The 21,741-nt window shown below is 61.2% G+C and carries 18 protein-coding genes and 2 pseudogenes; 16 read left to right on the top strand and 4 right to left on the bottom strand.

What is annotated here, in order from left to right; translation table 11 throughout:
- Window positions 1-9: 9 nt before the first annotated feature.
- Complete coding sequence (locus NA637_RS14655; protein ID WP_256073149.1) at window positions 10-777, bottom strand: heme ABC transporter ATP-binding protein; 768 nt, start codon at window positions 775-777, stop codon at window positions 10-12.
- On the bottom strand, window positions 777-1,814 hold the full coding sequence (locus tag NA637_RS14650) for a FecCD family ABC transporter permease (RefSeq protein ID WP_272889111.1): 1,038 nt from the start codon (window positions 1,812-1,814) through the stop codon (window positions 777-779). Before NA637_RS14650 ends, NA637_RS14655 begins: the two co-directional genes overlap by 1 nt.
- 130 nt (window positions 1,815-1,944) lie before the next feature.
- Between NA637_RS14650 and NA637_RS14645 the strand changes: the two genes are divergently transcribed.
- The 14 genes and pseudogenes from NA637_RS14645 to NA637_RS14580 all read left to right on the top strand — a co-directional run bounded on the left by NA637_RS14645 (window position 1,945) and on the right by NA637_RS14580 (window position 18,505).
- Window positions 1,945-2,268: a Rieske (2Fe-2S) protein gene (locus NA637_RS14645; protein WP_256073148.1), complete on the top strand. Its 324-nt coding sequence runs from the start codon at window positions 1,945-1,947 to the stop codon at window positions 2,266-2,268.
- 71 nt (window positions 2,269-2,339) lie between these two features.
- Window positions 2,340-4,121: a protein-disulfide reductase DsbD gene (locus NA637_RS14640; protein WP_256073147.1), complete on the top strand. Its 1,782-nt coding sequence runs from the start codon at window positions 2,340-2,342 to the stop codon at window positions 4,119-4,121.
- Between the two features lie 151 nt (window positions 4,122-4,272).
- On the top strand, window positions 4,273-4,716 hold the full coding sequence (aroQ, locus tag NA637_RS14635) for a type II 3-dehydroquinate dehydratase (protein WP_256073146.1): 444 nt from the start codon (window positions 4,273-4,275) through the stop codon (window positions 4,714-4,716).
- 80 nt (window positions 4,717-4,796) lie between these two features.
- Window positions 4,797-5,252 (top strand): acetyl-CoA carboxylase biotin carboxyl carrier protein, encoded by a 456-nt coding sequence (gene accB / locus NA637_RS14630; protein ID WP_256073145.1) that lies wholly within the window; start codon window positions 4,797-4,799, stop codon window positions 5,250-5,252.
- Window positions 5,253-5,269: 17 nt separating this feature from the next.
- Window positions 5,270-6,619 (top strand): acetyl-CoA carboxylase biotin carboxylase subunit, encoded by a 1,350-nt coding sequence (gene accC, locus NA637_RS14625; RefSeq protein WP_256073144.1) that lies wholly within the window; start codon window positions 5,270-5,272, stop codon window positions 6,617-6,619.
- 123 nt (window positions 6,620-6,742) lie between these two features.
- The gene (gene prmA, locus NA637_RS14620) at window positions 6,743-7,624 is read left to right on the top strand and encodes a 50S ribosomal protein L11 methyltransferase (RefSeq protein WP_256073143.1); all 882 of its coding nucleotides are present in this window, start codon (window positions 6,743-6,745) and stop codon (window positions 7,622-7,624) included.
- A 96-nt stretch (window positions 7,625-7,720) separates the two neighbouring features.
- A pseudogene (locus tag NA637_RS14615) lies at window positions 7,721-8,997 on the top strand (DUF3426 domain-containing protein).
- A 197-nt stretch (window positions 8,998-9,194) separates the two neighbouring features.
- Window positions 9,195-10,208, top strand: coding sequence for a tRNA dihydrouridine synthase DusB (dusB, locus tag NA637_RS14610; RefSeq protein ID WP_256073142.1), 1,014 nt, complete (start codon window positions 9,195-9,197; stop codon window positions 10,206-10,208).
- Entirely contained in the window at window positions 10,205-10,525 is a 321-nt protein-coding gene (gene fis, locus NA637_RS14605; protein ID WP_021208373.1) for a DNA-binding transcriptional regulator Fis, read from the top strand. The genes dusB and fis overlap by 4 nt, the downstream gene beginning before the upstream one ends.
- A gap of 95 nt (window positions 10,526-10,620) precedes the next feature.
- On the top strand, window positions 10,621-12,225 hold the full coding sequence (purH, locus tag NA637_RS14600) for a bifunctional phosphoribosylaminoimidazolecarboxamide formyltransferase/IMP cyclohydrolase (protein WP_256073141.1): 1,605 nt from the start codon (window positions 10,621-10,623) through the stop codon (window positions 12,223-12,225).
- A gap of 105 nt (window positions 12,226-12,330) precedes the next feature.
- Window positions 12,331-13,620 carry a phosphoribosylamine--glycine ligase gene (purD, locus tag NA637_RS14595; protein ID WP_256073140.1) on the top strand — a complete coding sequence of 430 codons (1,290 nt, stop codon included), beginning with the start codon at window positions 12,331-12,333 and terminating at the stop codon, window positions 13,618-13,620.
- Between the two features lie 114 nt (window positions 13,621-13,734).
- Window positions 13,735-16,536, top strand: coding sequence for a hybrid sensor histidine kinase/response regulator (locus tag NA637_RS14590; protein WP_336605504.1), 2,802 nt, complete (start codon window positions 13,735-13,737; stop codon window positions 16,534-16,536).
- Window positions 16,537-16,716: 180 nt separating this feature from the next.
- A complete protein-coding gene (locus tag NA637_RS14585) occupies window positions 16,717-17,667 on the top strand; it encodes a lysylphosphatidylglycerol synthase transmembrane domain-containing protein (protein ID WP_256073139.1) in 951 nt (316 codons plus the stop codon).
- Window positions 17,668-17,755: 88 nt separating this feature from the next.
- Entirely contained in the window at window positions 17,756-18,505 is a 750-nt protein-coding gene (locus tag NA637_RS14580) for a VC0807 family protein (RefSeq protein WP_256073138.1), read from the top strand.
- A 9-nt stretch (window positions 18,506-18,514) separates the two neighbouring features.
- Here the strand turns inward: NA637_RS14580 and NA637_RS14575 are convergent, their stop codons facing one another.
- The gene (locus tag NA637_RS14575) at window positions 18,515-19,414 is read right to left on the bottom strand and encodes an AEC family transporter (protein WP_256073137.1); all 900 of its coding nucleotides are present in this window, start codon (window positions 19,412-19,414) and stop codon (window positions 18,515-18,517) included.
- Between the two features lie 134 nt (window positions 19,415-19,548).
- A complete protein-coding gene (gene rfbD / locus NA637_RS14570; RefSeq protein WP_256073136.1) occupies window positions 19,549-20,475 on the bottom strand; it encodes a dTDP-4-dehydrorhamnose reductase in 927 nt (308 codons plus the stop codon).
- Window positions 20,476-20,881: 406 nt separating this feature from the next.
- Here rfbD and NA637_RS14565 point away from each other — a divergent pair, with 406 nt between their 5' ends.
- Both NA637_RS14565 and NA637_RS14560 read left to right on the top strand, forming a co-directional pair.
- A complete protein-coding gene (locus NA637_RS14565) occupies window positions 20,882-21,280 on the top strand; it encodes a Rho termination factor N-terminal domain-containing protein (protein WP_256073135.1) in 399 nt (132 codons plus the stop codon).
- A gap of 249 nt (window positions 21,281-21,529) precedes the next feature.
- Window positions 21,530-21,741: pseudogene (locus NA637_RS14560) on the top strand (bacterioferritin); the annotation flags it as partial.

The following is a 21,741-nucleotide window of genomic DNA, read 5'->3' as shown; positions in this document are numbered from 1 at the left end:
CATCAATCCTCAGCGGGCAATAACGAGCGGGTGGTCTCTTTCCGGGTGGCGTTGGATCAGCACATCGAGGCCGAATACCGACTTCAGCGGCCCAGACTGCAACACCTGTTCGGGCGTACCGCTCAGATGTACACGTCCGTCAGCCAGCAGCACCAGACGATCGCAGTAGCGTGCCGCAAGATTGAGATCATGCAGGATGACCAGGACCGCGCCGCCCAGCTTGGCGAATCGGCGGATCGCGTGCAGGATGCTGTGCTGATGCAGCGGATCGAGCATGGCCGTAGGCTCGTCGAGCAACAATACCTGCCCGGTACGCCCGGGCCATAGCTGCGCGAGCACCCGCGCAAGGTGCACGCGCTGCTGTTCGCCTCCGGACAGCGACAGGTAACTGCGCCGGGCCAGATGCTGCGCATCTGCAGCACCCAGTGCAGCCGAGACGATAGCCCGGTCAGCTTCGAGACCGCTTTCATGTGGCAGCCGACCTAAGCCGACCACTTCGTCGACGCGGAAACCGAAACTCAAGGTTGAATTCTGCGGCAGAACCGCCAGACAGCGTGCGCGCTCCGGACCACTCCAGGCGTGCAGCGGCTTCTGATGCAACAGCACCTCGCCAGCACCGACAGGCAGCTCGCCACTCAGCGCGGCAAGCAAGGTGCTCTTCCCTGCTCCGTTTGGCCCCAGCACTCCCAGGACCTCGCCTGCAGCCAAAGCCACGTCAACCTCAGCGAGGACGACGGAAGCGCCTCGTCGGACTGAGCCTCCGCGAATACTGAGCATCACTGTGGCTGTCGCAGTAACAGGTAAAGAAAGAAAGGCGCGCCCAGCAATGCAGTGACAATGCCGATCGGCAACTCGGCAGGTGCCAGCATAAGCCGAGCGAGGAGATCGGCAAGCAGCACCAGACTCCCCCCAGCCAACGCCGAAGCCGGCAGCAGTAACCGGTGGTCGGGACCGATCAACAGCCGCACCAAATGGGGAACCACCAGCCCAACGAAGCCGATCATGCCCGCCGCCGCTACCGCGACACCCACACTGAGCGCTGTGCAGAACACCAGTTCGCGCTTGAGTCGTTCCACATCGAAACCCAGATGACGCGCCTCCGATTCGCCCAGCAGCAGCGCATTCAGTGCCCGCGCACGGCGAGGCAACCAGAACGTCACCGCCACGGTCACCAGCAATAGCGGCCAGAGCCGTGCATAGCTCGCCCCGTTGAGGCTGCCGAGATTCCAGAAGGTCAACGTACGCAACGCTTTGTCATCCGCTACGTAGGTGAAGAGCCCGATCACCGCTCCAGCAAGAGCGGTCAGTGCAATGCCGGCGAGCAGCATCGTCGCGACATGGGTGCGCCCGTCCCGACGACCGAGCCGATAAACCAGCCAGGTGACACCCAGGCCACCGAGGAACGCACTGATTGACAGCAGGTAAGGCTCCAGCAGCGGGGAGATTCCGCCAACCAACTCACCACCAACGATGGTGGCGGCGGCGCCTAGTGCGGCACCACTGGAAACACCGACCAGCCCCGGGTCAGCTAGTGGATTGCGAAACAACCCCTGCATGGCGACGCCGGACAACGCCAGCACCGCCCCCACACTCAACCCGAGTAAGGCGCGTGGCAAGCGTATCTGCCCAAGGATCAGCACGGCTTGATCAGCGCCCTCGCCCGCAATCGACAAGCCAAACAGTTGCAGCAAGGCCTCCAGAGTGTCACCCAGCGGTAGAGTGACCGGCCCAAGCGTCAGCGACAACCAGAAGGCGATCAGCCACACGAGTCCCAGCGAAATAAACAGCGGGCGTGCAGATAGCACTGGGCTCATCAAAGGTTTCGCCAGTTGAAATTTGAGCAGCAGCATAAAAGCCCACCACCGGCTCCGCCAGCGCTATCAGCTGTTAGCCAACCCGCGATTGCTGATTGAGTCATAATTCTGCCGAAATAAGGAGGTCCGGATGATTCGATTGTGTGATGCCTCCGACGTGACGGAGGGCCAGGGCAAGGGTTTCGAACGAGAAGGGCAGCGCCTGCTGGCGATACGCAAGGAGGGCACGCTCTACGTCTATCAGAATCGCTGCCCACATCGCGCAATCCCCCTGGAGTGGCAGCCGGACCAGTTCCTCGACAGCAGCGGCAGCCTGATCCAGTGCGCCACCCACGGCGCCCTGTTTCTCATCGACAGTGGCGAGTGCGTGGCCGGCCCCTGTGCAGGACAGGCATTGCGAGCGCTGCCATGCATCGAGCAGGACGGCACCATCTGGTTACAGAACGTGCACTAGTGCGACGTTGCGTACGAGCGACGATTGGCCGCGTTGAGTATCATGCGGTCACTGCTTCCTGTGAGATGACCATGCGCCGTTTGCTGAGTCTGCTGCTCCTGTTCTTCGCCCTCCCTGCCGCCGCCGGCCTGTTTGATAACCGTCCTAGCGTGACGCTTGGCGGCCTGAACAACAGCGCGGACTTCTTGCCGGTACGCGAGGCGTTTCGCCTGAACCTGATCGACGCCTCGCCGGAGCTGGTGAAGCTGCGTTTCGTCGCGGCGGAAGGCTATTACCTCTACCGGCACCAGTTCAAATTCAGGACCGATACGCCCGGGATCGTGATCGCCGAGGCGAATCTTCCCGCCGGCGAGCAGAAGACCGATGATTATTTCGGCGAAGTCGAAGTCTATTACGGCGTGCTCGACGTCGAGCTGCCGATTCGCAACCCGCAGAACCAACCCTTTACCTTGCAGGTGACTTACCAAGGTTGCGCAGACAAAGGCTTGTGCTATCCGCCGGAAACCGAATCTCTCGACATGGGTGACACGCCGACAGGCCCGCCCCAAGCATCGACTCCAGACCGTCCGACCGATGCCAGTGCCGGTCTGTCCTGGCGCTCGGTGGCCTTATTCTTCCTCGCGGGCTTGGGGCTGACCTTCACACCATGCGTCTTGCCCATGCTGCCGATCCTGTCCGGGGTCGTTTTGCGCGGACAGATCGGCGGGATGCGCAGCTTTGGCCTGTCGCTCGCCTATGTCTTGCCAATGGCGGCCGGCTTCGCCGTGCTCGGTGCGCTCATGGGCATGTTCGGCGCCGAGCTGAACCTGCAGGCACGCCTGCAATCTCCCTGGATCCTAGTGCCGTTCGCGCTATTTTTCGTCGCCTTTGCCCTGGCCATGTTCGGACTGTTCGAGCTGCGCGTCCCGCAGGCCATGGGCTACCGCCTCGAGCGTATTGCGGGTAACGCCAAGGGCGGCTCCTTCGTCGGTGCCGCACTGCTCGGCACTGTCTCCAGCCTGCTGGTCTCGCCATGCGTCTCGGCACCGCTTGCTGGCGCCTTGCTGTATATCAGCGCCAGTGGCGATGCGCTGGGGGGCGGCCTCAAACTGTTTGCCCTCGGCATGGGAATGGGCACACCGCTGATTCTGTTCGCCATCGGCGGCGGCGCCCTGCTCCCCAAGAGCGGACCATGGATGGTCACGGTGCGCAACGTGTTTGGCGTGCTGCTGCTGGCAGTCGCGGTATGGATGCTCGAGCGGATTTTGCCAGGTCCGCTGGCGCTGGCACTGTGGGGCTTGCTGGCCGCCGGCACGGCATTGTTCCTTGGCACCTTGGAGTTCGGTCTCAAGACCCCCCAACAGAAACTGGCACAATTACTGGGCCTGGTCCTGCTGGTCTATGCCCTGGCGGCTTGGGTCGGTGCGCTGCAAGGTGGCTCCGATCCGCTTCGGCCATTGCCCCGCTCGACGTCAGCCGTCGGCAACAGTTTGGCCAGCGAAACTGAAGCCTGGCGCACGATAACCACCCCAGAGGAACTCGACGCCCAGCTAAAAGCGGCACAAGCAGCCGGCCAACCGTTGATGCTCGACTGGTACGCCGATTGGTGCATCAGCTGCAAGGTGATAGAACGCGAAGTGTTCGCCGCTCCTCGAATTGCACCCCGCCTGGAAGACTACCGCCTGGTTCGCTTCGACATTACGGACAGCAACCCGGAACAACGGGCCTTGCTGGATCGCTACAAGCTGTTCGGACCGCCTGCGATCCTGTTCTTCGATCGCACCGGCAACGAACTGACCGACGTCAGGGTCGTCGGTGAAATCGATGCCAGCCAGTTTGCTGAACGACTGGACCGCGCCGAAGCCTCTCGCTAGGCGAGTCCCTGCGGCAATCTCCAGTCATAATGTCGGCATTTACGCCGATCAAGACATGACTGGACAGTCAACCCTTGCTTCGTGCATAGTTTTTCCCTCACCGACCAACGCGCTCCAGGCGGCTGTTGGGATAGAACAACAAGGAATACTCATGGCGACGTTTCTGGTCCTCCACGGCCCGAATCTGAATATGCTTGGCACTCGCGAACCCGGCGTTTATGGCGCCACGACACTGGCTCAGATCAACCAGGATCTGGAGCAGCGAGCCCGCGACGCCGGCCACCAGCTGGTGCATCTACAATCCAATGCCGAGTACGAACTGATCGAGCGCATCCATGCCGCACGCAGCGAAGGCGTGGACTTCATCCTGATCAATCCCGCCGCTTTCACCCATACCAGCGTCGCGTTACGTGACGCGCTGCTGGCCGTGAGCATCCCATTCATCGAAGTGCACCTGTCCAACGTGCACAAGCGTGAACCTTTCCGCCATCACTCCTACTTCTCGGATATCGCGGTAGGGGTGATCTGCGGCCTTGGCGCCAGCGGCTACCGCCTGGCATTGGAGGCCGCCCTGGAACAACTCGCTGCTTCCTGACAGGACCGCGCGCGCCACGCGCCCGGCCTCGAAGAAGCGAGCAGCAATGCCCTTTGAACCTACTTGGGAGTCACCGCCTCATGGATATTCGCAAAGTCAAGAAACTGATTGAACTGCTGGAAGAGTCCGGTATCGACGAACTGGAAATACACGAAGGCGAAGAGTCCGTTCGCATCAGTCGTCACGGCAAGCAGGTGGCAATGCAGCAGCCTTACTACGCCCAGGCACCGATGCCAGCACCTGCAGCCGCTCCTGCTGCAGCGCCAGCCGTCGACGCCGTACCGGTGCAGCCGAAGCTAAACGGCACCGTGGTGCGTTCGCCGATGGTAGGCACCTTCTACCGCGCATCGTCACCGGAATCGGCAAGCTTCGTCGAAGTTGGCCAGAGCGTTAAGAAGGGCGACATCCTCTGCATCGTCGAAGCGATGAAGATGATGAACCACATCGAGGCCGAAACCAGCGGCACCATCGAATCCATCCTGGCGGAGAATGGTCAGCCGGTCGAATACGACCAGCCGCTGTTCACCATCGTTTGAACCGCGGAGAACCAGCGATGTTGGAAAAAGTACTGATCGCCAACCGCGGTGAAATTGCCCTGCGGATTCTGCGAGCCTGCAAAGAGCTGGGGATCAAGACCGTTGCTGTTCACTCGACTGCAGACAGAGAGCTGATGCACCTGGCCCTGGCCGACGAGTCCGTCTGCATCGGCCCGGCCCTCGCCACCAACTCCTACCTGCACATCCCCTCGATCATTGCCGCCGCAGAAGTGACCGGCGCCACGGCGATCCATCCCGGCTATGGCTTTCTGGCTGAGAACGCCGACTTTGCCGAGCAGGTGGAGAAATCCGGTTTTGCCTTCGTCGGTCCTAAAGCGGAAACCATTCGCCTGATGGGCGACAAGGTCTCGGCCAAGGAAGCCATGATCAAGGCAGGCGTGCCTGTGGTGCCGGGTTCCGAGGGGCCACTACCGGAAGATGAAACCGAAGCGCTGCGCATCGCACGCGAAGTCGGCTATCCGGTGATCATCAAGGCAGCAGGCGGCGGCGGCGGGCGCGGCATGCGCGTGGTCCACCAGGAAGAAGACCTGATCAAGTCGGCCAAGCTGACCCGTACCGAAGCGGGCGCGGCGTTCGGCAACCCGATGGTCTACCTGGAGAAATTCCTGGGCAATCCGCGCCACGTAGAAGTTCAGGTGCTGTCCGATGGACAGGGCAACGCTGTGCATCTGGGCGACCGCGACTGCTCGCTGCAGCGCCGCCATCAGAAGGTCCTGGAAGAAGCGCCTGCCCCCTATATCGACGAAAAAGCACGTGCCGAAGTACTCAAGCGCTGCACCGATGCCTGCGTCGAGATTGGCTACCGGGGCGCCGGTACGTTCGAGTTTCTTTACGAAGACGGTCGCTTCTACTTCATCGAGATGAACACGCGCGTGCAGGTGGAGCATCCGGTAACCGAAATGGTGACTGGCATCGACATCGTCAAGGAGATGCTCAGCATCGCTGCCGGCAACAAACTGTCGATCAAGCAGGAGGATGTGGTCATTCGCGGGCACTCTCTGGAATGCCGAATCAACGCCGAGGATCCCTCGAACTTCCTGCCCAGCCCCGGCAAGGTGAAGCACTTCCACGCGCCTGGCGGCAATGGCGTGCGGGTCGATTCGCACCTGTACAGCGGTTATTCGGTGCCACCGAACTACGATTCGCTGATCGGCAAGCTGATCACCTACGGCGCGACGCGTGAAGAAGCCATGGCTCGCATGCGCAACGCTCTGGACGAAATCGTCGTCGACGGTATCAAGACCAACATCCCGCTGCACCGGGAGCTGGTCCGAGATGACGCCTTCTGCAAAGGCGGCGTGAACATCCATTACCTTGAGAAAAAGCTGGGAATGGACAAGCACTGACACCATTAGAAAACGATAGAAGCGCTGAAGGCTGGAAGTCGAACGAAAAGCGGGTATCGCCGCCGTCTCGTTCAGCTTCCAGCCTTCAGCCTTCAGCCTTCAGCCGTTTTTAACGAGGTTTTTATGCCCTGGCTACAACTTCGTCTCGCCATCTCACCGGAACAGGCAGAAGCCCTCGAAGACGCACTATTGGGCGTTGGCGCAGTGTCCGTAACCTTTATGGACGCCGAAGATCAACCAATATTCGAGCCCGATCTCAACACCACCCCGCTGTGGTCGCATACACATTTGCTGGCGCTATTCGAAGGCGATACCGACGAAAGCAACCTGCTGGCCCACTTGCAGCTCCTGACGGGCGGCGAGTTGCCCGAGTACCAGTTCGAGCGGATCGAAGACCAGGATTGGGAACGCAGCTGGATGGACAGCTTCCACCCGATGCGTTTCGGCAGCCGCCTGTGGATCGTGCCGAGCTGGCATGCTGCTCCAGAACCGGACGCGGTGAATCTATTGCTCGATCCCGGCCTGGCCTTTGGCACCGGCACTCACCCGACCACGGCGCTCTGCCTGGAGTGGCTGGATGCTCAGCGGCTGGACGGCCTGCAGGTGCTGGATTTTGGCTGCGGATCGGGCATTCTCGCAATCGCCGCCCTGCTCCTAGGGGCCGAGCAAGCGGTGGGCACCGACATCGACGTGCAGGCGCTGGAAGCATCGCGTGACAATGCCGGGCGCAACGGCATCGCCCCGGAGCGCTTGCCGCTCTACCTGCCGGAGCAGTTGCCGGCGGGTCAGTCTGACGTGGTCGTGGCCAACATCCTCGCCGGCCCGCTGGTGGCTCTGGCACCGAGCATCATCGAAAGGGTCAAGCCAGGCGGCCGTCTGGCCCTGTCGGGAATATTGGCCGAGCAGGCTGAAGAGGTCCGTGCCGCCTATGCAGATCAGTTCGAGCTTGACGCGACAACGGACAAGGACGGCTGGGTGCGAATTACCGGCACCCGTCGGCTGTGATGAAAGTCTCTGGCCGAGCAATCAACTCGGCCGTACTCCACCACTGCTCACTGGCGTGCATGCGCTAGACTACGGCCATTTGAGCCGGACCCACGCATGACCAGCTTCGTCACCCAGTGCCCCCATTGCCAGACCAGCTTCCGCGTCAGCCGCACCCAGCTCGCCGCTGCCCAGGGGGTGGTGCGGTGCGGTGCGTGCATGGAGCTCTTCAACGCCGCCCGCTACCTGCAAGAAGCCGGGATGACTGGCCACAGCGACGCGAGCGCGGATGGCACTCGCCTCCCCGCCGCCAGCGACGCGCCAAACGTGCGAGCGCTGCCAGAAAAAAACCTGCAGATCCAGACGACAGGTTTTCGATCCACGACGATCTGGATCTGGATAGCCTTGATCTTGATGAAGAGCTGGCAAAGCTTGAGCGACAGGAGCTGGAACTGCCCCGCGAGTTCCTGGAACTGGAACCGCAACCTGCTCAACAGCAGCAACGCGAACACACCGACCATTCAACCGATGACGACGAAGCGTGGGCCGAGCAGCTCTTGAGCGCCGAATCAGCGCCCCAAATACGCAACGAGCCGCTCAGGGCAGAGCCAGAACCTACCGCCGGGCCCGGTACCGATATCGCCGATATCCACTTCACCCCAGTGAGCGCCGGGCACCCTGCCCCGCCGAGCCCCCTGGCAAGCACGAGTGATCCCGTGATCGGCCAGCTCAACTCTGCGGGACGCACCGAGCCCCTGCCCGACCAGCCGTTCGATTCCGGTGAAAACAGTGCGCGGGCTGCGCTGGCGGGCCGAAACGGAGTCAGCACCGAGCGAGCATATGGCCGTGGGGAGCGGCTGCTCGAACTCGACGATGAACCGTTGCAACTCGATTGGCAGGCGCGCCGGCGCCCCTGGGGCCGCTGGTTGGGTTGGGGCCTATTGAACCTGATCGCCCTGCTTGGGTTAGCCGCGCAGTATGCCGCCTATAACTTCGACGAGCTCGCGCGACAAGATGAGTACCGTCCCTGGCTGGAGAAGATCTGTCCTGCTCTTGGCTGCGAGTTGCCGCCCAGAGTCGACATCAGTCAGATCAAGAGCAGCAATCTAGTGGTACGCAGCCACCCGGATTTCGCTGGGGCGCTGGTGGTCGATGCGATCATCTACAACCGCGCCCCCTTTGCCCAGCCTTTCCCTCTACTGGAAGTGCGCTTCGCCGACATTCAGGGCCAGACACTGGCCCGGCGCACATTCAAGCCCGGCGAATACCTCTCCGGAGAACTCGCCGGACAGCGGGAAATGCCTTCGCAGATTCCTGTCCACATTGCGCTGGATATTCTCGACCCGGGCATTACGGCAGTAAATTACAGCCTCGCGTTTCGCTCCCCCGATTGACGACCGCAGTCCCTGCGCCGATAAATGGCCTTTGCCTTCCCCTTTTCGGGGCGACATGCTACCGCTGGTTATAAGCCGGGAGCTGTTCAGATTTTGTTCAGAACAGCCTTTAACCCGTCATCCGTAGCGGGTATTATGCACACCCTTTTTTGCTGTCCCGATCGACCTAACAAGCAGGCTCCAAGCAGGGATTCTTCATGTCAGCGGTACGCATCGGCCCCTACGTCCTTCCGAATCGATTGATCCTCGCGCCCATGGCCGGCGTGACCGATCAGCCGTTCCGCCAGTTATGCCGACGCCTGGGCGCTGGCATGGTGGTGTCGGAAATGGTGACCAGCGATGTGCGCCTGTGGAACAGCCGCAAATCGCGCCTGCGCTTGCTGCACGAGGGGGATCCAGCACCACGCTCGGTGCAGATCGCCGGCGGCGACCCACAGATGCTGGCCGAAGCAGCCGCTCGCAATGTCGAACTGGGCGCGCAGATTATTGACATCAACATGGGTTGCCCAGCCAAGAAGGTGTGCAACAAGGCCGCCGGCTCGGCCTTGATGAAGGATGAGAAGCTGGTCTCGGAAATACTCGAGGCGGTAGTCGCTGCGGTTGATGTGCCGGTAACCCTGAAAATTCGTACCGGGTGGGACAGGCAGAACAAGAACGGGCGCGCGGTGGCGAGAATCGCCGAGCAATCCGGGATCGCCGCGCTGGCCGTTCATGGCCGCACACGTGCCGATCTCTACACAGGTGACGCGGAATACGAGACCGTCGCGGCGATCAAGCAGGCCGTCTCGATACCGGTGTTTGCCAATGGCGACATCGATACACCAGAAAAAGCCCGCCTGGTGCTCGACACGACGGGTGCGGACGGACTGCTCATCGGCCGGGCCGCACAGGGCAGGCCGTGGATCTTTCGTGAGATCAACCACTACCTCGCGACAGGCGAGCTGATGGCCCCTGCGGCGCTGGCAGAGGTCGAGGGTATCCTGCTGCAGCATCTCGAGGCACTGCATGCGTTCTACGGTGATGTGATGGGTGTACGTATCGCCCGCAAGCACGTCAGTTGGTACCTGGCAACACTACCCGGCGCGCAGGAATACCGCGGCCGGTTCAATGGTTTGGAAGACAGGGATGCGCAATGCGCCAGCGTGCGGGGATTTTTCGCCGAACGCCGTACACGCCCTGACTCGGGGGAAGGAAAAGGGGTGGCCGCATGACGCTGTTGAACGAAACCTTGTTAACTGGAACAACATCCGTGAGCGACAACGTGAACCTCAAGCAACACCTTAATACGCCGAGCGAAGCAGGTCAGACCTTGCGAGGCAGTGTGGAGAAGGCGTTGCATAACTATTTCGCGCACCTGGAAGGCGCGGACGTTACGGACGTTTACAACCTGGTGCTTTCCGAGGTGGAAGCCCCACTGCTGGAAACCGTGATGAATTACGTCAAGGGCAACCAGACCAAGGCCTCGGAGCTGTTGGGCCTGAACCGTGGCACCCTGCGCAAGAAACTCAAGCAGTATGACCTTCTTTAAGCCGCTGGAGGCTAGAGGCTGAAGGCTGAACGAATAAGCGGCACCCTCGTCTAGCCTCCAGCCTCCAGCGTTGTTTACCTTTCGATGGAATAGCCATGACTCATCAAACCCTCCGCCTTTCCATCCGCCGCGCGCTGATCAGCGTGTCCGACAAGACCGGCGTCGTTGATTTTGCCCGCGCACTCGTCGCTCTGGGCGTCGAGATCCTGTCCACCGGCGGCACCTTCAAGCTGCTGCGCGACAACGACATCGCCGCCGTCGAAGTAGCCGACTACACCGGTTTTCCGGAGATGATGGACGGCCGGGTCAAGACACTGCATCCGAAGATTCACGGCGGCATCCTTGGCCGCCGTGATCTGGATGGCGCAGTCATGGCCGAGCATGGCATCCACCCGATCGACCTGGTCGCAGTCAATCTGTATCCCTTTGCCGCTACCGTCGCCAAGCCTGGCTGTACGCTGCCGGACGCCATCGAGAACATCGACATCGGCGGCCCGACCATGGTCCGCAGCGCCGCAAAGAACCACAAGGACGTCGCCATCGTCGTCAACGCCGACGATTACGCCCACGTCATCGACAACCTGAAAAACGGCGGCCTGACCTATGCGCAGCGTTTCGACCTGGCGCTCAAGGCCTTCGAACACACGGCCTCCTATGACGGCATGATCGCGAATTACCTGGGGACCGTCGACCAGAGCACCGAGACGCTTTCGACCGAAGGACGCAGCCTGCTTCCGCGCACCTTCACCACTCAGTTCGTCAAGGCGCAGGACATGCGCTACGGTGAGAACCCGCATCAGATTGCGGCCTTCTACGTCGAGACCGCCGACGAAGCCTGCGTTGCCACCGCCCGCCAGCTGCAGGGCAAGGAATTGTCGTTCAACAACGTCGCCGATACCGACGCGGCCCTCGAATGCGTGAAGAGCTTCGTCAAGCCAGCCTGCGTAATCGTCAAACACGCGAACCCGTGCGGCGTCGCCGTCGTTCCGGATGCCGAGGGCGGCATCCGTCAGGCCTATGAACTGGCTTATGCGACCGACAGCGAGTCGGCATTCGGCGGCATCATCGCCTTCAACCGGGAGCTGGATGGCGAAACGGCAAAAGCCATCGTCGAACGGCAGTTCGTCGAGGTGATCATTGCACCAAGCATATCGGCCGAAGCCCGCCAAGTGCTTGCAAGCAAAGCCAACGTACGCCTGCTCGAATGCGGCCAGTGGCCGGCCGAGCGTGCACCGGGCTGGGACTTCAAGCGCGTCAACGGCGGCCTTTTGGTACAGAGCCGCGACATTGGCATGATCAGCGAAGCCGACCTGAAGGTCGTTACCCAGCGCGCCCCGAGCGAACAGGAAATCCACGACCTGATATTCGCCTGGAAAGTGGCCAAGTTCGTCAAGTCCAATGCCATCGTCTACGCCAAGAACCGGCAGACAGTCGGGGTCGGCGCCGGTCAAATGAGCCGGGTCAACTCCGCGCGGATCGCCGCGATCAAGGCCGAGCATGCCGGCCTGCCGGTGCCCGGTGCGGTGATGGCCAGCGATGCGTTTTTTCCGTTCCGGGATGGCATCGACAATGCCGCCAGCGCCGGCATTACCGCGGTCATCCAGCCAGGCGGTTCGATGCGCGACGCCGAAGTGATTGCCGCCGCCGATGAAGCCGGCATGGCCATGGTGTTTACCGGCATGCGCCATTTCAGACACTAACAGCGAGCCGCAAGCCGCAAGCCGTAAGCCACAAGCGAAAAGCGTTTCTGCCTTTACTTGCAGCTTGCAGCTTGCAGCTTGCAGCTCTCTCCGCAGGAGAGACTTATGAATGTTTTGATCATCGGCAGCGGCGGCCGCGAGCATGCCCTGGCCTGGAAGGTCGCGCAGGACCCCCGCGTAGAGAAAGTGTTCGTCGCGCCTGGCAATGCCGGCACGGCCACTGAAGCGAAATGTGAAAATGTCGCCATCGACGTACTCGCCATCGAGCAACTGGCAGACTTCGCCGAGCAGAACGTGCAGCTCACCATCGTCGGTCCCGAAGCGCCACTGGTCAAAGGTGTGGTCGACCTGTTCCGCTCGCGCGGGCTCGACTGCTTCGGCCCGACCGCTGCTGCAGCACAACTGGAAGGCTCCAAGGCGTTCACCAAAGACTTCCTTGCCCGTCACAATATTCCTACCGCCGACTACCGGAATTTCACCGACATCCAACCGGCACTTGCCTATCTGCAAGAGAAAGGCGCGCCGATTGTGATCAAGGCCGACGGCCTGGCAGCGGGCAAAGGCGTGATCGTCGCCACGACCCTGGCCGAAGCGGAAGAAGCCGTGCGCGACATGCTCTCCGGGAACGCGTTCGGCGATGCGGGCGCGCGGGTAGTGATCGAAGAATTTCTCGACGGCGAGGAAGCCAGCTTCATCGTCATGGTCGATGGCAGCAATGTATTGCCAATGGCCACCAGCCAGGACCACAAGCGTGTCGGCGATGGCGACACCGGCCCAAACACGGGTGGAATGGGCGCTTATTCTCCGGCGCCGGTAGTAACCGCCGAAGTCCATCAACGGGTAATGGACGAGGTGATCTGGCCGACCGTCAAGGGCATGGCCGCCGAAGGCAACGTCTATACCGGCTTCCTCTACGCCGGCTTGATGATCGACCGCAACGGTGCGCCCAAAGTCATCGAATTCAATTGCCGCTTTGGCGATCCGGAAACCCAGCCGATCATGCTGCGCCTGCAGTCGAGCCTGGTGCTGCTGGTCGAAGCCGCTTTGGCCAAGGCGCTGAACAAGATCGAGGCGCAGTGGGATGCGCGCCCGGGCCTGGGCGTAGTACTGGCCGCGGGAGGCTATCCAGGCGATTACGGCAAAGGCGCCGTGATCCGCGGCCTGGATGCTGCTGCTCAACTGGAGGGCAAGGTATTCCATGCCGGTACCGTATTGGCGGACGGAGCGGTGACCACCGCCGGCGGTCGCGTGCTCTGTGCTACAGCCCTTGGCGATACGGTCTCCGCAGCTCAGCAAAATGCTTATGCACTGGCCGCACGTATTGACTGGGACGGGCATTTTTACCGCCATGACATCGGCTATCGTGCAATTGCCCGTGAGCAGGGCGAACGCTAAGCGCGAAATCGCGGCAATGTGCGCGACGGCAGCGCCTATCGGTCGCTGCGGACATCACTGAGCGCCAGTACGGTGGTTATAATCCACCGTCACACACATGAAGGGACCTCAACCGTGCGTCGACTCTGGGTCGCCATTGCTTTTGGCTTCAGTCTGTTGTTGGCTGAACTGGTCGCATGGCCTGCATTCGCCGCCAGTAGCGAGCCGACTTCCCTTCCCGTATCGCCAGATGCCCTACCGGCGACAAAGCCCAACTGGCGCTTGCTCATCGATCAATCCGGCCTCCTCACCCTTGATGAGGTTCTGGCTCAGCGCAGCCTGTTCCAGCGAATCGACACCCGTGCCTATGCCGCACCCGCCAGCGATAACGCCGTCTGGTTGCAGGTGACCCTTCCGGCGTTCGTCGATCCGAACTGGTTGTGGATCTTCGCGCCACGCGTGCAATACCTCGATTTTTACTTGCTGCGCGATGGCCAACTGGAACGCCATGTTCAAACAGGCGGACTCAGGCCTCTCGAGTCGCCCCACCTGCCTACTCGTGCCTATCTGTTTTCGCTTGCCAATGACGACACGCCTCGCGAAGCCTACATCCGCCTGCAATCGTCCCACCCGATCATGGCCTGGTTCAGGACCGTGGATGAGATAGGGCTTGCCGGGCTGGCGCGCCCGGCTTACCTGTTTGGTGCATTGCTCGGTGCCCTGGCCCTGCTGACCATCTACAACCTGCTGCGCTTTGCCTACACCTTGAGCTACAGCCATGTATGGCTTGCCTTGCTGCACGGCGCGCTCCTGACTTCTGCGATCGCCAATCTGGGTCTGCTTGCAGTCTGGTCGCCCAAGCTGATCTCTAGCCAGCCGCTGATCGCCGATATGGCCGCATTGCTGAGCTGTATTTCCTTGCTAGCCTTCACATATGGCTTCTTCCATAACCGCAAGGTGCCCTGGATAACCGGGGTGCTTGCGCTGGAAACAGGCCTGGTCAGCGCACTCGGAGCAACCATACTGTTCACCGGTCACCTCTGGTTCAGCTGGTTGATACATGCGCTGGTGCTAGCCACCGCCGTCACCGTTACCGTCGTGGCAATTCATCATTGGCGGCAGCGCTACGAACCCGCCCGATTGCTGGTTGCTGGCATGCTGCTGTTCGATGGCGGCCTGGTCCTCGTCGTCCTGCCCGTTCTACTGGGCTTCAATCAATCCGGCCCGGATTGGCTGACCGGGATCATGTTCAGCGTGGCGACCTGCTCTGGGTTGATCCTCAGCTTCGCGCTGCTCGAGCGGCAGCGACAAATTCAGTCGGACAGCCGCAACCAACATACAGCCGAAGCCGTTAATATTGCCGAATTGCGGACCAAAGCGGACTTCCTGGCAAAGATCAGCCACGAGATTCGTACTCCGATGAACGGTGTGCTTGGCATGAGTGAACTGCTACTGAGCACCTCGCTATCAGCCAAACAACGTGACTACGTCCAGACCATTCACAGCTCCGGCAACGAGTTGCTCAATTTGATCAACGAGATTCTGGACATTTCCAAGCTGGAGTCCGGACAGGTCGAGCTGGACGACGTGCAGTTTGATCTCAACGCCCTTATCGAAGATTGCCTCGGCATTTTCCGCGCCAAGGCCGAACAGCAGCGAGTCGAGCTGATCAGCTTTGTCCAGCCTCAGATGCCGCATGTGGTTGCTGGCGACCCGACTCGCTTGCGCCAGGCATTATTGAATCTGCTCGACAACGCCTTCAAGCAAACCGAAGAAGGCGAGGTGTTACTGACCGCAGCGGTGGATGACCGCGAGGGCCAGCCCCGCCTGCGCATCACCGTACAGGACAGCGGACGACCGCTGGAAACACAGGAGCGGGATGCCCTGCTCAGCGCTGCGTTGGATAGCCGCGACTTTCTCGCCGCGACGCGCCATGGTGGCCGCCTCGGCTTGATCATCGCCCGACAGCTGATACACCTGATGGATGGCGAGTTCGGCATTCAGACCGGCGGCATTGCCGGTAACACGCTGTGGATGAGTCTGCCACTGGCGGCCGAAATCGCCGGGCCCGCCAGCGATCTGGATAATCAGCTCAAAGGCGCCCGGCTGCTGGTGGTGGATGACAACGATACCTGCCGGAAAGTGCTCGGCCAGCAGTGCAGCAGCTGGGGCATGGAGGTCAGTGCGGTTGCCTCAGGCAAAGAGGCGCTGGCGCTACTGCGAACCAAGGCGCACCTAGGCGACTGTTTCGACGTGGTTTTGCTTGATCAGGACATGCCCGGGATGACGGGCATGCAACTGGCGAGCAGAATCAAGGAAGACTTCAGCCTTAACCACGACATCCTGTTGATCATGCTGACCGGAATGAGCAACGCGCCGAACAAGATCATCGCGCGCAACGCTGGCATCAAACGCATCCTGGCCAAACCCGTGGCCGGCTACACCCTGAAAACCACCTTGGCGGACGAGCTTGCGCGCCGCATCAGCGCGATCACACCGTCCTCGGCGACCCCAGCCAACGCTCCGCTTACGGTGCCGGGCGATTTCCGCATCCTGGTCGCCGAGGACAACAACATATCCACCAAGGTCATCCGCGGCATGCTGAGCAAGCTCAACCTCAACCCGGATACCGCCAGCAATGGAGCGCAGGCGCTGGCACTGATCAAGACGCACCCCTACGACCTGGTGCTGATGGACTGTGAGATGCCGGTGATGGACGGCTTCGAGGCAACTGCACAGCTGCGCGCTTGGGAAACCTCCGAGGCCAGGCCGCGGACGCCGGTGGTGGCGCTGACTGCACATATTCTCAGCGAGCACCGCGCGCGCGCCCGCGCCGCAGGGATGGATGGGCACATGGCCAAACCTGTCGATATCGCCCAGCTGCGCGAGCTGATCGAGCACTGGGCCCGGAGCCGAGCCGCCACCGCGCATCGCTAGGCTTTGGCCTTGCCTAGCGGGGCTACAGGCGTGCTCCAGTCAGGTGCCTTTCGTCCAACAATGAACAAAACGCCCGGTCCGCTGCCGATAAAAAGACCGGCCGAATGACTCAGCGACGCAGCATCACCATTGTCCGAACCTTCGCTTCGAGGCATGAGCCGTCGCCAAGGAGCCCACGCAATGATCAAGAGGAGCGATGTCGCCTGGACCCTTGTGGGCATCACGGCGGTAGTGCTGTCCGGTTATCTGCTCTATCAGGAGATTGGTAATCTTTCACTGACCGAACTGACCGACAGCCTCGCCGCGATCAGCGCCCATGACTGGATGCTGGCCGGCCTGGCAACCCTGGGCGCCTACGTAGCATTGGCCTGGTACGACCGAATCGCCATCGCTCACCTGGGTAAGCACATCTCATGGTGGTTCATCACGCTCTGCTCGTTCACCACCTACGCCCTCGCCCATAATGTTGGCGCGTCCGTGTTTTCTGGTGCAGTCGTGCGCTACCGTGCGTACCGCAGCAAAGGACTGACGCCTCACGAAATCGGCGTACTGATCGTATTCTGCTCGGTGACCTTTCTCCTTGGTACGCTGTTGGCCAGCGGCATCGTGTTGATCTGCAGACCGGATTTGCTCAACAGGCTGATCGATGTCGAGCCATGGCTATCGATTGCCATAGGCGCTTCGCTGCTATGCCTTGTCGGGCTTTACGTGATCGGCGCCTGGCGACATTTTCCGCCAATGCAGCTAGGCAAATGGCGAATCACCTACCCGCGCCTGCCCATTGTCGGGAGACAGCTGATAGCCGCGCCGCTGGAACTCGCCTGTGCCGCGGCAATCATCTATTTTGCGCTGCCCGAGACAGGCAATCCTGGCTATCTGGCGGTGCTCGGCGTATTCCTTGCCTCATTCTCGCTGGCGTTGCTATCACATGCCCCCGGTGGACTCGGGGTGCTCGAAGTGACCTTCCTGGCCGCCATGCCGGAGCTGGCTACGGCTGACGTGCTCGCCGCGCTAATCGTTTTCCGGGGGTTCTACCTGCTTCTGCCGCTTGCCCTGGCAATCCTGGTAGTCGCGCTGTTTGAAGCGGGACAGTGGTCGCTGCGACGACGCACCGGCCCTGCAAGGCGCTGAGCGAGTCACGAAACGACATCACTGCCCTATGGCTATGCGCGCCTTGCCGCGCGATCATTCGCCCTCTTACAAGACGAAATCGGATCACATGACCACTACCCGCACCAACCGACCCGCCTCCGAGCAACCGGCCACGCATAAGCCGCGCCCTTTAATCGACCTGGCCATCAGCATCGTCATCCCATCGCTGATCCTGATGAAACTCAGCGGCGAAGACCGCCTCGGCGCGGATGGCGCACTGTTGCTGGCGCTGGCCTTGCCGCTCGGCTGGGGGTTGTTCGAACTGCTGAAATACCGCACGTTCAACTGGATAGCCCTGCTGGGCCTGATCAGCGTGCTGCTTACCGGCGGCATCGGCTTGCTGCAGCTCGACCCGAAATGGCTGGCGATCAAGGAAGCGACGATTCCCGGCATCATTGGTGTCGCCGTGCTGGCCTCCACCCGCACTCGCTTTCCGTTGATTCGCACCTTGCTCTACAACCCCAAGGTGCTGAACGTCGACAAGGTCCATGAGCAACTTGAGCGCAACGGACAAACCGCTCACTTCGAGACGCGACTGCTGCGCGCCACCTACTTTCTCAGTGGCACCTTCTTCTTCTCCTCGTTGATGAATTACGCGCTGGCCAAATGGATCGTCAACAGCCCCGCCGGTAGCGAGGCATTCAATGCAGAACTTGGCCGAATGACCTTGCTCAGCTATCCGATGATTGCAATCCCGAGCATGGTGATGATGATGGCGATCTTCTATTACCTCTGGAAGACCATCCACGGCCTGACCGGGCTGCGCCTGGAAGACATCGTCGCCCACCATGGGCGTAGTACCGATGAGCAGACCTGACCGGCGCAGTCAGCTCGACAGCAGCAGCATCCACAGCGGCAAACTGATCGCCGCCAAAAGCGTCGAGAGAAACACCGTCGAGCTGACCGCGCGGGTGTCTTCCTGATTGACCACGAAGGCCAGCACGTTGACCCCGCTCGGGCACGCGGCCAGCAACACCAACACGCTCAAGGCGTCATGACCGAGGCCCGGCAACCATCTGCCGACAAACCAGACCAGCAACGGAAACAGAGCGAGCTTCACCAGCGCCAGTCCGAGAGCCGTGGCGCCAGGCCGCAACCGATAACGTGACAGACTGATGCCCAGCACCAACAGCGCGCACGGCAATGCCGCCTGGGCGAGCCAATCTGCGACACGCCAGATCGGCAGCGGCAGGTCCCAGCCGGATATATTCGACAAAGCACCGAGCAACAGGCCAACAATGAGCGGGTTGGCCAGATTCTTCAGCAACCCCGCGGCATTGACCTTTTGCCCTGCACCGAACGCGTTGTAAAAGCTTTGTAGCGAGAACAGGACCAGGCTGTGAAACACCAGAACGGCGAACACGTACACCAGGCTCGCCGGCCCGAGCAAGGTGGTCACCAGAGGAATTCCGACCAACACGTTGTTCGAGTAGGCCGCGGTCAAGCCGAGGGGCGAGGCGCGCCCGAGCAGACGGTGGGCGATCAGCGCCACCAGCATGAAAACAGTGAGTGCCGGCCCGAAATAGGCCAATAACAGTGTCGCTGACATGCCGTCGCTAAGCTGCGCACGGGCAATGTCGGTGAACAGGACTGCCGGCATGAACAGTTTGAAGGTGATATTGGCGAGCCCAGTTGCCGCCTCCCCCGCCAGCCAACCACGCCAGCCCAACAGGTAGCCGAGCACGATCAAGCCGAAGATCGGCAATATTGCCTGAAACACTACCACGCGGTTTCTCCAGCAATCGTTGCGACTTCAGGTCGCCCCGCAAAAGACCGCGCAGAATACCCGAGTCTCGCGTCAGCTCACCACATCACACCCAGGCCGATGCGCCCCAGTGTTGATATCGCCGCGCCGGAGGCTCAGGCCTGGGTGTGCTGCGCGGTACCCGCGGTTGCACCAGTTGCGGCCTCAGCCAGCGCATCGAGCACAATGGAAAGGTCGTCATGCCAGTCGTGGGTTTCGATGCCAAACGTCGTCTCGAACTTCGAGCAATCGAGTACCGACCAAGCCGGACGGCGCGCGGGAGTGGGGTATTGAGCGGTGCTGATAGGCGATACCTTTGGGCGGGCAGCAAGCATGCCCTTGGCTTCCGCCTGACGGAAAACCTCCACGGCGAAGTCGAACCAGCTACACGGCGAGCGCCCACTGTAATGATAGAGCCCCCACGCCAAAATGCCGCTCTGGGCATAACGCTGCGCCATTTCCAGCAACGCATCGGCAATGCTACCAGCCTGAGTGGGGCAGCCATACTGATCGGCAACCACTGACAGGGCATCGCGCTGGCAGCCAAGGCGTAGCATGGTTTTCACGAAATTGGCGCCATGCGCCCCATAGACCCAGCTGGTTCGCAAAATAAGATGCTCGTCCAGCACAGCCTGAATGGCCGCTTCGCCCGCCAGCTTGCTAGCGCCATAGACACCTGTTGGCGCGACTTCATCTTCTTCACTGTAAGGCGTTCGAGCATTACCGGAAAACACATAATCGGTGGAGATGTGCAGCAGAGGAATGGACGCTTGACGAGCCGCATGCGCCAACCGTTCTGCACCGTCGCGGTTTACGCTATACGCCCTCTCGCTGTGCGTCTCGGCATTGTCGACATGCGTGTAAGCGGCCGCATTGATGATAAGCCCGGGCTTGAGCCGACTAACCTGGTCAGCCACCCGCCCCGCGTCGGTGATGTCAAGATTGTCGCGAGTCATGCCGAGCGCTTCGAGACCGTACCGGCTGGCACGGTTTACCAATTCGTGACCGACCTGGCCACCGGCTCCGCATACTAGGATTCGCATCTGGTTAGCGCCTCGTTCAAGGCCTGCCGTGAACGGCAGGCATGGATATCCTGGTGATTCTCATCGCCCGGCTCGGCCTTCGTCACAAACTCGACACACGCATCAGTCTGCAGCTGCCGAGATAGCGCGGCGCGCGCTTGGTTCAGGCCAGCATAAATGCGTTTTGTTCCGCCTGCTCAAGGCGTAGCAAAAAATTATTGCGCGCGCGCTGACCCAATGCGTCGCCTCGGGGCGTGAGGAGGCTGTCCCATCCATGCCGTCGGCGGGCCGGTTGCGCCAGCCGGCAATGCTAACACGAGTGAAACTCGAGGCCGGCAACGCGGACCAAACAGAATAGGCAGCGCGGCAATCGCCAGGCGCCACTGCCAGCAGGTCCACATCGCCACCCCACCAGGAGGACGCCGTCATGCCCAGAGGTGAGAAATCCAAATACACCGATAAACAACAACGTAAAGCCGAACATATCGAAGACAGCTATGAAGAGCGCGGCGTACCAGCTAAAGAAGCAGAAGCGCGAGCCTGGGCCACTGTCAACAAACAATCCGGTGGAGGCGAACGCAAGGGCGGTTCGGGGCAAGAAAAAAGCGAGACAGCCAAGCGAGCCGACCGCAAGGATTCTGCACTTCGAGCGGCAGAGGCGCGCTCCGGCAAGTCATCCAACAAAGGCTCGGCACGCAGCGACCGTTCAGGTAGCACATCGCTTACTGACCTGACCCGCGACGAACTGATGCATAAAGCGCAGGAGCGTGATGTGCGCGGGCGCTCGAAGATGCGCAAGGGCGAGTTGATAAAGGCGCTCAGTTGATGGGTGATAGAATGCCGGAACCCGACCCTCGCGATGACGGGACACCAAACCCGATTCCCGAGCCTGAACGCAAGGAACCCGGTGAGCCAGTGCCCATTGAAGAGCCGGGCAAGCCGGAGCGCCCCCGTGACGGACGCGGCTAAACTTTCCGCATTCCTGCCTATCACAGCTTAGGGCCCAGCAAGACGCCGACAGGCGCGACGACCACCCGGCTGCGCATATCGCGCGCCACAGACCCAGGAGACCGTGATGACACATGTGCAATTGAGCGACAAACAGACGTTGCGCGAGCGCGCGCGCCAGCATGTCGAAAACGGCGCGGTGACCGAAAGCTATTCGGCCGATCGCGAAACGGTGATCCACCTGCTGAATGAGGCGCTGGCGACCGAACTGGTCTGCTACCTGCGCTACAAGCGCCACTACTATATGGCCACAGGCTTGAAATCGAGCGTCGCCGCTGA

Source organism: Stutzerimonas stutzeri (assembly GCF_024448935.1).
GTDB classification, from domain to species: domain Bacteria; phylum Pseudomonadota; class Gammaproteobacteria; order Pseudomonadales; family Pseudomonadaceae; genus Stutzerimonas; species Stutzerimonas stutzeri_AO.
This window is presented reverse-complemented; position numbering and strand designations above follow the sequence as displayed.

Bases quoted from the DNA above. Each gene is read 5' to 3' on its own strand.
- purH (WP_256073141.1), top strand. From the start codon at position 10,621: ATGACTCATCAAACCCTCCGCCTTTCCATCCGCCGCGCGCTGATCAGC.
- NA637_RS14580 (WP_256073138.1), top strand. From the start codon at position 17,756: ATGACCACTACCCGCACCAACCGACCCGCCTCCGAGCAACCGGCCACG.
- NA637_RS14650 (WP_272889111.1), bottom strand. From the start codon at position 1,814: ATGAGCCCAGTGCTATCTGCACGCCCGCTGTTTATTTCGCTGGGACTC.
- NA637_RS14585 (WP_256073139.1), top strand. From the start codon at position 16,717: ATGATCAAGAGGAGCGATGTCGCCTGGACCCTTGTGGGCATCACGGCG.
- dusB (WP_256073142.1), top strand. From the start codon at position 9,195: ATGTCAGCGGTACGCATCGGCCCCTACGTCCTTCCGAATCGATTGATC.
- accB (WP_256073145.1), top strand. From the start codon at position 4,797: ATGGATATTCGCAAAGTCAAGAAACTGATTGAACTGCTGGAAGAGTCC.
- NA637_RS14655 (WP_256073149.1), bottom strand. From the start codon at position 777: ATGCTCAGTATTCGCGGAGGCTCAGTCCGACGAGGCGCTTCCGTCGTC.
- fis (WP_021208373.1), top strand. From the start codon at position 10,205: ATGACGCTGTTGAACGAAACCTTGTTAACTGGAACAACATCCGTGAGC.
- NA637_RS14565 (WP_256073135.1), top strand. From the start codon at position 20,882: ATGCCCAGAGGTGAGAAATCCAAATACACCGATAAACAACAACGTAAA.
- NA637_RS14645 (WP_256073148.1), top strand. From the start codon at position 1,945: ATGATTCGATTGTGTGATGCCTCCGACGTGACGGAGGGCCAGGGCAAG.
- NA637_RS14640 (WP_256073147.1), top strand. From the start codon at position 2,340: ATGCGCCGTTTGCTGAGTCTGCTGCTCCTGTTCTTCGCCCTCCCTGCC.
- purD (WP_256073140.1), top strand. From the start codon at position 12,331: ATGAATGTTTTGATCATCGGCAGCGGCGGCCGCGAGCATGCCCTGGCC.
- accC (WP_256073144.1), top strand. From the start codon at position 5,270: ATGTTGGAAAAAGTACTGATCGCCAACCGCGGTGAAATTGCCCTGCGG.
- rfbD (WP_256073136.1), bottom strand. From the start codon at position 20,475: ATGCGAATCCTAGTATGCGGAGCCGGTGGCCAGGTCGGTCACGAATTG.
- aroQ (WP_256073146.1), top strand. From the start codon at position 4,273: ATGGCGACGTTTCTGGTCCTCCACGGCCCGAATCTGAATATGCTTGGC.
- prmA (WP_256073143.1), top strand. From the start codon at position 6,743: ATGCCCTGGCTACAACTTCGTCTCGCCATCTCACCGGAACAGGCAGAA.